At 70.9% G+C, this 12,671-nt stretch carries 12 protein-coding genes; 6 read left to right on the top strand and 6 right to left on the bottom strand.

Annotated features, from left to right (window positions below):
• Positions 1–38: 38 nt before the first annotated feature.
• The 4 genes from ACWEK3_RS05710 to ACWEK3_RS05695 form a co-directional block, all read right to left on the bottom strand.
• Positions 39–1,523: a HAMP domain-containing sensor histidine kinase gene (locus tag ACWEK3_RS05710; RefSeq protein WP_453249029.1), complete on the bottom strand. Its 1,485-nt coding sequence runs from the start codon at positions 1,521–1,523 to the stop codon at positions 39–41.
• The gene (locus ACWEK3_RS05705; RefSeq protein WP_390725279.1) at positions 1,524–2,240 is read right to left on the bottom strand and encodes a response regulator transcription factor; all 717 of its coding nucleotides are present in this window, start codon (positions 2,238–2,240) and stop codon (positions 1,524–1,526) included. It abuts the gene before it with no gap.
• A gap of 183 nt (positions 2,241–2,423) precedes the next feature.
• Positions 2,424–3,059, bottom strand: a complete 636-nt coding sequence (locus ACWEK3_RS05700; RefSeq protein WP_450547449.1) for a CE1759 family FMN reductase — start codon at positions 3,057–3,059, stop codon at positions 2,424–2,426.
• A complete protein-coding gene (locus ACWEK3_RS05695) occupies positions 3,056–4,159 on the bottom strand; it encodes an LLM class flavin-dependent oxidoreductase (protein ID WP_453249028.1) in 1,104 nt (367 codons plus the stop codon). The genes ACWEK3_RS05700 and ACWEK3_RS05695 overlap by 4 nt, the downstream gene beginning before the upstream one ends.
• A 182-nt stretch (positions 4,160–4,341) precedes the next feature.
• On the opposite strand from ACWEK3_RS05695, the gene ACWEK3_RS05690 reads away from it, so the two are divergent.
• The 3 genes from ACWEK3_RS05690 to ACWEK3_RS05680 all read left to right on the top strand — a co-directional run bounded on the left by ACWEK3_RS05690 (position 4,342) and on the right by ACWEK3_RS05680 (position 5,923).
• Positions 4,342–4,680: a YnfA family protein gene (locus ACWEK3_RS05690; RefSeq protein WP_361420948.1), complete on the top strand. Its 339-nt coding sequence runs from the start codon at positions 4,342–4,344 to the stop codon at positions 4,678–4,680.
• Between the two features lie 314 nt (positions 4,681–4,994).
• Positions 4,995–5,774, top strand: coding sequence for an SDR family NAD(P)-dependent oxidoreductase (locus ACWEK3_RS05685; protein WP_390725251.1), 780 nt, complete (start codon positions 4,995–4,997; stop codon positions 5,772–5,774).
• A complete protein-coding gene (locus tag ACWEK3_RS05680) occupies positions 5,771–5,923 on the top strand; it encodes a hypothetical protein (protein ID WP_361420954.1) in 153 nt (50 codons plus the stop codon). The genes ACWEK3_RS05685 and ACWEK3_RS05680 overlap by 4 nt, the downstream gene beginning before the upstream one ends.
• 36 nt (positions 5,924–5,959) lie before the next feature.
• Here ACWEK3_RS05680 and ACWEK3_RS05675 read toward each other — a convergent pair whose 3' ends face one another.
• Positions 5,960–7,153 (bottom strand): RtcB family protein, encoded by a 1,194-nt coding sequence (locus tag ACWEK3_RS05675; RefSeq protein WP_453249027.1) that lies wholly within the window; start codon positions 7,151–7,153, stop codon positions 5,960–5,962.
• A 185-nt stretch (positions 7,154–7,338) separates the two neighbouring features.
• Here ACWEK3_RS05675 and ACWEK3_RS05670 point away from each other — a divergent pair, with 185 nt between their 5' ends.
• The 3 genes from ACWEK3_RS05670 to ACWEK3_RS05660 all read left to right on the top strand — a co-directional run bounded on the left by ACWEK3_RS05670 (position 7,339) and on the right by ACWEK3_RS05660 (position 10,714).
• Entirely contained in the window at positions 7,339–8,262 is a 924-nt protein-coding gene (locus ACWEK3_RS05670; RefSeq protein ID WP_453249026.1) for a DUF3558 domain-containing protein, read from the top strand.
• Positions 8,263–8,380: 118 nt separating this feature from the next.
• Positions 8,381–9,256 (top strand): DUF3558 family protein, encoded by an 876-nt coding sequence (locus ACWEK3_RS05665; RefSeq protein WP_450547427.1) that lies wholly within the window; start codon positions 8,381–8,383, stop codon positions 9,254–9,256.
• 132 nt (positions 9,257–9,388) lie between these two features.
• On the top strand, positions 9,389–10,714 hold the full coding sequence (locus ACWEK3_RS05660) for a DUF2637 domain-containing protein (RefSeq protein ID WP_450547430.1): 1,326 nt from the start codon (positions 9,389–9,391) through the stop codon (positions 10,712–10,714).
• Between the two features lie 87 nt (positions 10,715–10,801).
• On the opposite strand, the gene lysS is transcribed toward ACWEK3_RS05660, so the two are convergent.
• Entirely contained in the window at positions 10,802–12,541 is a 1,740-nt protein-coding gene (gene lysS, locus ACWEK3_RS05655; RefSeq protein ID WP_453249025.1) for a lysine--tRNA ligase, read from the bottom strand.
• Positions 12,542–12,671 lie beyond the last annotated feature (130 nt).

The raw sequence follows: 12,671 nt of genomic DNA, 5'->3' as shown, positions 1-12,671 counted from the left end.
TCCCGTCGGCGTCCCGGTTCCCCGGGCGGCGTCCCGTCTCAGGTGCCGCGGCCCGGGTCCCGGCCCGGACCGCGGGATCCGGTCGCCGTTCCGCCCGTGTCGTGGTGGCCCCGTTCCGCGCCCGCCGTGAACCCGATCACCGATCCGCCGCCCTCGCGGCGGAAGGCGAACGGCGCGCCGCCGTGGGCCAGGGCCACCTCGCGGACGATGGACAGGCCGAGGCCGGAACCGGGCAGGGAGCGGGCGTCGGCGGCGCGGTAGAAACGGTCGAAGACGCGTATCAGGTCGCCCGCGGCGATACCGGGCCCGCGGTCGAGGACCTCGACGCGGACCATGCCCGGGCGGGCGGGTCCGGCGACGGCGATCTCGATGGGCGCCTTGCCGCCGCGGTCGAACTTGGTGGCGTTCTCCACGAGGTTGGAGATGGCCCGCTGGAGCATGCCCGGCCGGCCCTGGATCGTGGTGTCGCCGCTGGAGCGGACCACGATGTCGCGACCGCTGCGCCGGCGCGCCAGTCCCGCGACGTCCTCGGCGATGTCGGCGACGTCGACCCGCTGCACGGGCTCGGAGTCGGACTGCCCGGCCGCGAGGTCGACCAGTTCGTTGACCAGGTCGGTCAGCTCGCGTGCCTCCTGGGTCAGGTCGGCGACCAGTTCCTCGCGGGTGGCGGGCGGCAGTTCGTCGATGCGCCGCAGCAGGGAGATGTTCGTGCGCAGGGAGGTCAGCGGCGTACGCAGTTCGTGGCCCGCGTCCTGGACCAGGCGGCGCTGGTCCTCCTCGGACTGGGCGAGCCGGCCCAGCATGCGGTCGAAGGAGCGGCCGAGGCGGCCCACCTCGTCGTAGCCGGTGACGGGCACCGCGACGCCGAGCCGCCGGGTGCGGGCGACGCCCTCGGCGGCGGAGGTGAGGATCACCAGCCGGCGCGTGATGCGGCGGGCCAGCCACCAGCCGCACAGGCCGGCGGCGATCACCACGGCCCCCATCAGGATCAGCGTGCGCTGCTGGAGCGCGCGCAGCAGGTCCTCGGTATCGCTGAACTCCTGGGCGACCTGCACGGCGCCGTGGCCCTTGCCGAGGGCGACGGTCGCGATCCGGTACACCTCGCCCTTGACATGCACGTCCTTGTACTCGACGGCCTTGCCTGCCTTCGCGGCGGCGGCGACGGCCTTGTCCTCGGCGGTCACGGGCAGCGGCGGTGTGCCGTGGTCGACGATCTCGCCGTGGGCGCCGAGCACCTGCACGTTGGTGCGGTTGGGCCGGACCAGTTCGTGCCCGGGACGGGAGGAGGTGAAGTCCGCGGGCGTCAGCTGGTAGCGCCGGACCTCGTCCCGTACGTCCTGCACGACTTGGGTGAACACCGACTGCTGGTCCACCCGCACCAGCCGGGCGGCGGAGTTGTACGACAGGATGCCGACGAGGACGGTGACAGCGGCGGTCACCACGGCGAACGACACCGCGAACGTGGTCCGCAGCGACGACAGCCGGGGCCGCGGTCTGTCCAGCAGCCGCGCGAGGCGGCCCACTCAGTCCTCCCGGAGCACGTAGCCCACGCCTCGGACGGTGTGGATCAGCTGCGGCGCGTTCGGCTCGTCGAGCTTGCGGCGCAGGTAGCCGACGTAGACGGCGAGGTTCTTGGAGCCGGGGCCGAAGTCGTAGCCCCAGATCCGGTCGTAGATGGTGGAGTGGTCCAGCACGATCCCCGCGTTGCGAACGAGCAGCTCGAGGAGTTCGAACTCGGTGCGGGTCAGCTCCAGCTCGCGTGTGCCCCGCCACACCCGGCGGGCCTGGAGGTCCATGCGGATCCCGGCCGCCTCGACCTGCCGCTCGGGCACCTGCGGCTCCTTCACCGGTACGTCCCCCGCGCCGCCCACGCCGACGCCGACCGGGCTGGTGCGGCGCAGCAGGGCGCGCAGCCGGGCGAAGACCTCCTCCACGTCGAACGGCTTGACGACGTAGTCGTCGGCACCGGCGTCCAGGCCGGCGATCCGGTCGGCGGTCTCCACCAGGGCGGTGAGCATGAGGATCGGGGTGCGGTCGCCCTCGGCGCGCAGCACCCGGCAGACCTGGAGCCCGTCGATGCCCGGCATCATCACATCGAGGACGAGGACGTCCGGCGGGCTCTTGTGGGCCTGGGCGAGTGCCTCGACGCCGTCGGCGACCGCCGTCACGTCGTAGCCCTCCAGCGTCAGGGCACGCTCCAGGGCGTGACGGATGGCACGGTCGTCTTCGGCGAGGAGCAGAGTCTGAGGCACCCGTCCAGTCTGCCAAGGCCGCAGGCCCGCGACCGAGACGAATGGGCCTACGATCACCCTTTTTACCCGCCTCTCACCGACTCGGAGGCAACGCGCCGGGCCGCCTACCGTCCTCTCACCATCGGCGGCGGCCCCCGCCCGCCCGCGGCCCTCCCCAGCGGCGGATACGCGTCACCTCCGCAGCGCCGCCAGTTGCTCCTCGAACGGCACCACCGTGAACCCGCCGGCCTCCGCGGGCGCGGCCTGCTCCGGCACGGCGGGCCGCTCCGGCCGCCGCCCCGCCGACAGCCCCGTCATCAGCGCCGCCAGTTCCCGTGCGGCCCTCGCGATCCGCTCGGGCAGACCCTCGGCGCCCCAGTCCTCCGAGGCGGCGTAGACGCCGGTGGGGACGACGACGGCCTTCAGGTACGCGAAGAGCGGGCGCAGCGCGTGGTCGAGGACCAGGGAGTGGCGGGCGGTGCCGCCGGTCGCGGCGATCAGCACCGGCTTGCCGGCCAGCGCGCCCTCGTCCCGTACCCCGAGCACGTCGAAGAAGGACTTGAACAGTCCGCTGTAGGAGGCGGAGAACACCGGCGTGACGACGATCAACCCGTCCGCCTCCGCGACCGCGTCCAGCGCGTCCGCCAGGGCCGGGCCGGGGAAGCCGCCCGTGAAGTTGTGCGCGATCTCCACGGCCAGGTCCCGCAGTTCGATCACGCGCGCGTCCACCGCCCCGGCGTGCTCGGCGGTCGCGGCCGCCAGCCGGTCGGCCAGCAGCCGCGTGGAGGACGGGACGCTCAGCCCCGCCGAGACGACGACGAGCTTCATACGGTGCTCACCTCTTCCTCGTTCCCGGACCGGCTCGCGGCCAGCAGGGAGCCATGGTTCGGCGCGTCCGGCACGTCCGCCGGGCGGCCCTTGGCGAACTCCTCGCGCAGCACCGGCACGACCTCCTCGCCCAGCATGTCGATCTGCTCCAGCACGGTCTTCAGGGGCAGGCCCGCGTGGTCCATCAGGAACAGCTGGCGCTGGTAGTCGCCGGCGTACTCGCGGAAGGACAGCGTCTTCTCGATGACCTGCTGCGGGGAGCCGACGGTCAGCGGGGTCTGGGCAGTGAAGTCCTCCAGGGAGGGCCCGTGGCCGTAGACCGGCGCGTTGTCGAAGTAGGGGCGGAACTCGCGCACCGCGTCCTGGGAGTTCTTCCGCATGAACACCTGGCCGCCGAGCCCGACGATCGCCTGCTCGGGCGTGCCGTGCCCGTAGTGGGCGTACCGGGCCCGGTACAGCTCGACCATCCGCTTGGTGTGGTCGGCCGGCCAGAAGATGTTGTTGTGGAAGAAGCCGTCGCCGTAGTAGGCGGCCTGCTCGGCGATCTCCGGGGAGCGGATGGAGCCGTGCCAGACGAAGGGCGGTACACCGTCCAGCGGGCGGGGCGTGGAGGTGAAGCCCTGCAACGGCGTGCGGAACTTGCCCTCCCAGTCGACGACGTTCTCGCGCCACAGGCGGTGCAGCAGGGCGTAGTTCTCGACGGCGAGGTTGATGCCCTGCCGGATGTCCTGCCCGAACCAGGGGTAGACCGGCCCGGTGTTGCCGCGCCCCATCATCACGTCCACCCGCCCGTCGGCCAGGTGCTGGAGCATCGCGAAGTCCTCGGCGATCTTCACCGGGTCGTTGGTGGTGATCAGGGTGGTGGAGGTGGACAGGATCAGCCGCTCCGTCCGCGCGGCGATGTAGCCGAGCATCGTGGTCGGGGACGACGGCACGAACGGCGGGTTGTGGTGCTCACCGGTCGCGAAGACGTCCAGGCCGGCCTCCTCGGCCTTCAGCGCGATGGCGACCATGGCCTTGATCCGCTCGCGCTCGCTCGGCGTACGCCCCGTGGTGGGGTCCGGCGTGACGTCGCCGACGCTGAAGATCCCGAACTGCATGGCCACTCACCCTCCAAGTTGTTGACGGTTCAACTATACCTGCCCAACCGTCCCCGTCCCGGAAGTATTCCGCTCCGCCCGGTACGACGACTCGGCAGGCCCCCAGGAGGGAGGGCGGCGACCGGAAAGCGGCCGGCCGGACCGCCCTCTGCCCGGCGGAGGCTCCGTGCGAGGCTGCCCTCATGCTGATCCTGCGTTCCGCCGCCCTCTTCGTCGTCGCCGCGCTGTTCGAGATCGGCGGCGCCTGGCTGGTCTGGCAGGGCGTGCGCGAGCACCGCGGCTGGATGTGGGCCGCCGGCGGCGTCCTCGCGCTCGGCGCGTACGGCTTCGTCGCCACCTTCCAGCCCGACGCCCACTTCGGCCGCGTCCTCGCCGCCTACGGCGGGATCTTCGTCGCCGGTTCGATCCTGTGGGGCATGGTCGCCGACGGCTACCGGCCCGACCGCTGGGACGTGACCGGCGTGCTGGTCTGCCTGGCGGGCATGGCCGTGATCATGTGGGCGCCACGGAACGGCGGCTGACGTTCACCTAGTGCCGCGGCAGGCAACGTTTGCCCGTGAAGGAGCGGCGTCCGGTGCGTGCTCTGGGGGTACCCCCTGCTCGAAGAGCTTGGGGGAGTGCCGGCCGGAAGTCCTCGTACTGGACGTACTTGGGCTTTCGGCCGGTGCGGCGAGAGGGCGTGCCGGGCGTCGCGACGGGGCGAACGCTGTCTGTCGGGGCACTAGTGCCGCGACCGGAAAGGTTCACCGGCTCACGACGCCCGGCAAACCTTTCCGGTCACAGCACTAGGCTGGGCGGAGCGAACGCACCACATCTCCGCCCCGAGGAGCAGCCCATGGCCACCGCCGCCCCGTCCGCCGCCTCCCGCATCGCCGTCGTGACCGGTGCGAGCAGCGGCATCGGCGCCGCCACGGCCCGGCAGCTCGCCGCCGCCGGCTACCGGGTCGTCCTGACCGCCCGCCGCAAGGACCGCATCGAGGCGCTGGCCGAGGAGATCGGCGCGGCCGGCCACTCCGCCACCGCCTACCAGCTGGACGTCACCGACCGCGCGGCGGTGGACGAGTTCGCCACGGCCTTCAAGGCCGTCGGCGTCCTGGTCAACAACGCGGGCGGGGCACTGGGCGCCGACCCCGTCGCCACCGGCGACCCGGCCGACTGGCGCACGATGTACGAGACGAACGTCATCGGCACCCTCAACCTCACCCAGGCCCTCCTGCCCAAGCTGGAGGCCAGTGGCGACGGCACGGTGGTCGTGGTCTCCTCCACCGCCGGTCACGGCACCTACGAGGGCGGCGGTGGCTACGTCGCCGCCAAGCACGGCGCCCACGTCCTCGCCGAGACCCTCCGCCTGGAGATCGTCGGCAGGCCGGTCCGGGTCATCGAGATCGCCCCCGGCATGGTCAGGACCGAGGAGTTCGCCCTCACCCGCTTCGGCGGCGACCGGGAGAAGGCCGCCAAGGTCTACGACGGCGTGGCCGAGCCCCTGACGGCCGACGACGTGGCCGACACCATCACCTGGGCGGTCACCCGCCCCAGCCACGTCAACATCGACCTCCTGGTCGTCCGTCCCCGCGCCCAGGCGTCGAACACCAAGGTCCACCGGGAGCCGCGATGACCGACGACCGCGACCGGGATACGGAGCGGGAACGCCTCGCCCTGGAGAAGAAGCGCGAACGGTATGTCTGGTACTACCTCGGCTACTTCCTCTTCGGCATCCACGTCGTCGCCTTCGTGATGATCTACGCGGTCCGCCACGCCAAGTAGCCGTAGGGCCCGGGCGTACGGCCGCGCCCGCGGGCCTCAGCCCTTCACGCAGACGACCTGTCGCAGCTTCGCCACGACCTCCACGAGATCCCGCTGCTGGTCGATGACCTGCTCGATCGGCTTGTAGGCGCCCGGGATCTCGTCGACGACGCCCGAGTCCTTGCGGCACTCCACGCCCCGTGTCTGCTCCTCCAGGTCCTTGGTGGAGAAGCGGCGCTTGGCGGCGTTGCGGCTCATGCGCCGGCCGGCGCCGTGCGACGCGGAGTTGAAGGACTCCTCGTTCCCGAGGCCCTTGACGATGTACGAGCCGGTGCCCATGGAGCCCGGGATGATGCCGTACTCCCCCGCCCGGGCGCTGATCGCTCCCTTGCGGGTGACGAGGAGGTCCATGCCCTCGTAGCGCTCGCGGCTCACGTAGTTGTGATGGCAGCTCACCTCGGGCTCGAAGGTCACCCTGGCCTTCTTGAACTCCCGGCGGATCACGTCCTTCAGGAGCGCCATCATGATCGCGCGGTTGTACCTCGCGTACTCCTGGGCCCAGTACAGGTCGTGCTCGTACGCCGCCATCTGCGGTGTGTCCGCCACGAAGACGGCGAGGTCACGGTCGACCAGCCCCTGGTTGTACGCAAGCTTCTGCGCGACGCCGATGTGGTGCTCGGCGAGTTCCTTGCCGATGTTGCGGGAGCCGGAGTGCAGCATGAGCCACACCGACTGGGACTCGTCGACGCAGACCTCCACGAAGTGGTTTCCGCTGCCCAGCGTTCCCATCTGCTTCGTGGCGCGCTCCTGACGGAATCTGACCGCCTCCGCCACCCCGTCGAAACGCCCCCAGAACCCGTCCCACCCCGCGGTGGCCAGGCCGTGGAACCGTCCCGGATCGACGGGATGGTCGTGCATTCCCCGCCCCACCGGAATCGCCTGCTCGATCTTCGAGCGGAGGCGGGACAGGTCGCCGGGGAGATCGCCGGCCCTCAGCGAGGTCTTCACGGCCGACATTCCGCAGCCGATGTCCACGCCCACCGCCGCCGGGCAGACCGCGCCCCGCATCGCGATGACCGAGCCGACCGTCGCGCCCTTGCCGTAGTGCACGTCCGGCATGACGGCGAGGCCCTTGATCCAGGGGAGGGTCGCGACGTTACGGAGCTGCTGCATCGCCACGTCCTCGACCGTCGCCGGGTCGGCCCACATGCGGATCGGGACCTTCGCACCCGGCACTTCCACATACGACATATCGCCCTCATTCCCCCGGAAACAAAACAGAAGCATGGAAACGCAATACCAGCGCCAAGGTCGGTGAAACAGGACAACGGACCGGCGTCCACGGCAGTGCGTGCGATACACATTGTCTCCAGGGAGCGCCCCCGCCCGGCAAGCGAATAACCAGCGGGGCCAGTGAAAGCGAGAGGAGCCTGACCGTGCTGCGGAAGGCGTACGTACCCGGCGCGGCCGCGCTCCTCGCGGCGCTGCTGCTGAGCGGCTGCACCGGTGGTTCGTCGAGTGACGGCCGGGCGGACAACGCCAACCCCGGCGGCTCCGACCCGACGACGGCGGCGGCCCAGCCGGGCAAGTACCGGACGCTTCCGGAGGCCTGCCGCGCGGTCGGCCACAACACCCTCGACTCGCTGCTGCCCGGCATCAAGCAGATCATGGACGTGGACCAGCGCGACAAGGCCTACGAGGGCCAGGCGACGCTCACGTACGACACCGACCGCAAGGTCGGATGCCGCTGGAAGGTGGAGTCCTCGGACGCCACCGACCACCTCTCCGTCGACTTCGAGCGGGTCGTCTCCTACGACAACACGGTCAGCGACGACAGTCAGGCGCAGTCGGTCTTCGCCGCCAAACGGGCCGCCGCGCACCTTCCCGAGCCGACCGCCACCGAGACCTCGGCCTCCACGACCGAGTCCAAGGCCGCCTCCGGCGCGGGTTCCGCATCACCTTCCGGTTCCGCTTCCGGTTCCGGCAGCACCCCGCCGTCGTCCCCGCCGTCCCCGCCGTCCCCGCCGTCCTCGCTGTCCTCTTCGTCCCAGTCGTCCTCGTCGTCCCCCGGCTCCCCTGCCTCCTCCTCGTCCGCCTCCGGCGACGCCTCTTCGACCGACCTCCAGCCCCGGCTCCTGAGCGATCTCGGCGACGAGGCGTTCCTCGACGACGCGCTCAACAGCTCCGGTTCGACTGCCCGCCAGCGCACCGTAACTGTGGCATTCCGCACGTCCAACGTCGTCGTGACCATCGTGTACGAGGAGCAGCCGGCGGCCGTCGGCATCGTCCCGGACAGCAAGGAAATGCAGGACAAGGCAAGGAAACTGGCCGCTCGGCTGGCCGATTCACTGGGTGGTTGACGACTCTCGCGTGGCACCCGGTGCCGCCGCGCTCAGTACGACAAGTGGGACCGCGCGACGGTCTCACCGCGTACGGTGGCCCCTCGGACCCGATCCGACCGCAGGAACCACGAGCGTCATGAGCGAAGGAACCATGCAGCGAGCAGCCCAGCGAGAAGAGCGAGCCCAGCGAGCCCAGGAGGCCCCGCGAGCGAAGCGTCCGAACCGCGCCCTTGTCTGCGCGATCGCCGTCCCCGTGATGCTGCTCGCCGCGGCCTGCTCCTCCTCGGACTCCGGCTCCGGCGGCGGTGCCAAGCAGACCACGGCAGGCGACGTGAAGGGCTCCGCGAGCCCGTCGCCGACGGTGCAGGCGGCGGCGTACGCGAAGCTGCCCCAGGCGTGCAAGGTGCTGTCGGACAAGACGCTCGGCGAACTGGTCCCGAAGGGCGCGAAGTCGGGCAAGGAGAGCGCCTCCAGCGACCTCTCCACGCGTACCGGCTGCTCCTGGAACAGCCTGGACAACAACGGCGTGAAGGGCTCTCAGTTCCGCTGGCTCAACGTGTCGCTGCTGCGTTTCGAGTCCGATGTCACCCGCGGCACCGGCGAGAAGCAGGCGCACGAGTTCTACCAGCGGCAGGTGCAGGACGTCCGGAACGTGGCGAGCGCGCAGAACGCGAAGTCGGAGCCGGTGTCCGGGACCGGCGACGAGGCCACGGTGGTGCGCTACGACCTGAAGAAGAAGGAAGGCGCCTTCAAGCAGCAGACGGTCGTGGCGCGGGTGGAGAACGTGGTCGTCACCCTCGACTACAACGGTGCCGGTCTGGCCGGTGACTCGACCCCGGACGCCAGCGACCTGACGAAGGCCGCGGAGAAGGCCGCCAAGGAAGCGGTGTCCGCGGTGACGACGGCGAACGGCGCGTCCGGCGGCGGTGCGCCGAGCACCTCCTCTTCCTCCTCGGCGTCCAAGTCCCCCGCGAAGTCGGCCTCACCGTCGAAGTCCGCGTCCAACGGCTGATCCACGGACGGGCCCATAAAAGCGGAGCATCCGGACCGGTCCCACGCCCCTCGCACAGATGTGCCACCCTGTTGCGCGCAACCAACACGCAAGGGGAGGGAGTTACGGGTGGCCACGCCACAGCTGACCCGGATGCACCGCGTTCTCATCGGCGTGGTCGTCACGGGTGCCGTGATCATCGCCGGTATCGGCTTCGCGGGTTCGTACGCGGCCGTCCGTGAACTCGCCGTCAAGAAGGGTTTCGGGAACTTCAGTTATGTGTTCCCGATCGGCATCGACGCGGGCATCTGTGTGCTGCTCGCTCTGGATCTGCTCCTGACCTGGATCCGGATCCCCTTCCCGCTGCTGCGCCAGACCGCGTGGGTGCTGACGCTGGCCACGATCGCCTTCAATGGCGCCGCCGCCTGGCCGGACCCGCTGGGTGTGGGCATGCACGCGGTGATCCCGGTGCTGTTCGTGGTCGCCGTGGAGGCGGCCCGGCACGCGATCGGCCGGATCGCGGACATCACGGCGGACAAGCACATGGAGGGCGTCCGCCTGACCCGCTGGCTGCTCTCCCCCTTGCCCACCTTCCTGCTGTGGCGGCGCATGAAGCTGTGGGAGCTGCGCTCCTACGACCAGGTCATCAAGCTGGAACAGGAACGTCTCGTCTACCAGGCCCGGTTGCGCTCCCGCTTCGGTCGGGCCTGGCGCCGCAAGGCCCCGGTGGAGTCCCTGATGCCACTGCGCCTCGCCCGGTACGGCGTCCCCCTGGGGGAGACGGCCCCGGCCGGCCTGGCGGCCGCGGGCATAGAACCGGCCCTGATCCCGCCGCGCCCGCAGGTCGAGACGGCCACGGACGCTCGCGCCGCCGAGGCGGCACGGATGGGCGGCGAGGGAGCCTCCCAGCCCGTTCCGGCCCTGGCGGAGGCACCGCCCGGCGGGCAGCGCCCCGAGCTGGCCGGCCCACACAACGGCGGGCAGCCGGTCCAGGAACAGCAGGCCCCGGACGAAGCGAGTCCCTGGTTCTCGGCCGCCCAGCAGGTCGACTACCACGGCGGCTACGACCCGGCGTACGAGCCGGCGTACGAGCCGGAGCCTCCGTACGAGGAACCCCCGTACGAGGAGTGGTACGAGGAACACCAGGGGCACCAGGAGCACCAGAATCACCAGGGCGAAGCCCCGCAGCCGCAGCAGCCCTCCCCGGAGGACACCGGCAGCTTCCCGATCCCGGCCGGCCCGAACCGCACCCGCCAGCTCGGCGAGGGCGGCGGCACCCCGCCCACGGAGCCGGACGAGGAGGCCTACTACCAGGTCTTCCGTCAGTCGATCAACGGCAGCCTGCCCACCCCCCGCGAGTTCGCCGACGGGGTGGAGGCCACGTACGGCATCTCGCTGCCCGACAACGAGGCCAAGCACTTGGTGAGCCGTTTCTCCAACCGCTTCAACGCGGAGCTGGAGGAAGACCACATCGCCTGAACCACGAGCCGAGACCTGAACCACGAACGAGGGGCCCTCGCATGAGGGCCCCTCGTCGTATCAACGCGTAGCGTTTCGCCACATCCGCTACTCCCCGAGCAGGGCCCGCACCCGCTCCTGCCCCACCGCGAGCAGCAGCGTGGGCAGTCGCGGCCCGGTGTCGCGGCCGACGAGCAGGTGGTAGAGCAGCGCGAAGAAGGACCGCTGGGCGGTCTTGATCTCCGGCGGCAGCTCCTTGGGCGTGGCGTTGGCGGAGAACCCGGCCTGGACCTTGGGCACGCCGTAGACGAGGTGGGTGAGCCCGTCGAGCGACCAGTGGTCCTGCAGGCCGTCGAGCAGCAGCCGGATCGACTGCTGGGAGGGCTCGTCGAGGGACTTCAACAGGTCGGTGTCGGGCTCCTCGCGGACGATGGTGCGCTGGTCGGCGGGGACGTGGTTGTTGATCCACGCCTCGGCCCTGTCGTACCGCGGGCGGGCCTCGTCGAGCGAGCCCAGCGGGTCGGCCGGGTCGAGTTCGGACAGGATGCGCAGCGCCTGGTCCTGGTGACCGGCGGTGATGTCGGCGACGGACGCGAGCGTGCGGTACGGCAGCGGGCGCCGCGTCTTCGGCAGCTCGCCGGCGGCGGTGCCCACCGCGCGCGTGTACGCGGCGACGTCACCGGGCAGCGCCGAGCCGTCGGCGACCTTGGCGACGAGCTTGTCCCACTCGTCGTACAGGCGCTGGATCTCCTGGTCGAAGGCGATCTTGAAGGACTGGTTCGGCCTGCGCCGGGCGTACAGCCACCGCAGGAGCTGCGGCTCCATGATCTTCAGCGCGTCGGCCGGGGTGGGGACGCCGCCGCGCGAGGACGACATCTTCGCCATGCCGGAGATGCCCACGAAGGCGTACATCGGGCCGATCGGCTGCTTGCCGCCGAAGATCCCGACGATCTGCCCACCGACCTGGAACGAGGACCCCGGCGAGGAGTGGTCGACACCGCTCGGCTCGAAGATCACGCCCTCGTACGCCCACCGCATCGGCCAGTCGACCTTCCAGACCAGCTTGCCGCGGTTGAACTCGCTGAGCCGGACCGTCTCCGAGAAACCGCACGCGGTGCAGGCGTAGGTCAGCTCGGTGGAGGCGTCGTCGTAGGCGGTGACGGTGGTGAGGTCCTTCTCGCAGTTGCCGCAGAACGGCTTGTACGGGAAGTAGCCGGCGGAGCCGGAGCTGCCGTCGTCCTCGGACGCGGCGCCCGAGCCCTCCTCGGCCTCCAGCTCGGCCTCGTCCAGGGGCTTCTGCTGCTTCTTGGCCGCCTTGGGCTTGGTGCGGTACTGGGCGAGGATCGCGTCGATGTCGCCCCGGTGCTTCATCGCGTGCAGGATCTGCTCGCGGTACGCGCCGGAGGTGTACTGCTCCGTCTGGCTGATGCCGTCGAACTCCACGCCCAGTTCGGCGAGCGAGGCGACCATGGCGGCCTTGAAGTGCTCGGCCCAGTTGGGGTGCTTCGAGCCCTTCGGGGCCGGGACGGAGGTCAGCGGCTTGCCGATGTGCTCGGCCCACGACTCGTCGACACCGGCGATCCCGGCCGGGACCTTGCGGTACCGGTCGTAGTCGTCCCAGGAGATCAGGTGCCGTACCTGGTACCCGCGGCGGCGGATCTCGTCGGCGACCAGGTGCGGGGTCATGACCTCGCGCAGGTTGCCCAGGTGGATGGGGCCGGACGGCGACAGCCCGGACGCGACGACGACCGGTTTGCCCGGGGCCCGACGCTCCGACTCCTCGATGACGTCGTCCGCGAAACGGGAGACCCAGTCGGCGGTCTCGGTGCTCTGAGCCACGATCGGCACGTCCTCTTTCCCTGAAGGTTCTCCGTGGGCAGCCGCTACGGTCGCACGGCTGACCGCTCCATTGTCCCAGGCGGGTCGGCATCCGCGAAAACACCTTTTCAACGCGTTGGACGAGTGCGGGCGGCCCGGC

The sequence above is a fragment of the Streptomyces sp. NPDC004721 genome, from assembly GCF_053601495.1.
The sequence above is the reverse complement of the archived record's forward strand: the minus strand, read 5'-3'. Positions and strand labels throughout refer to the sequence as shown.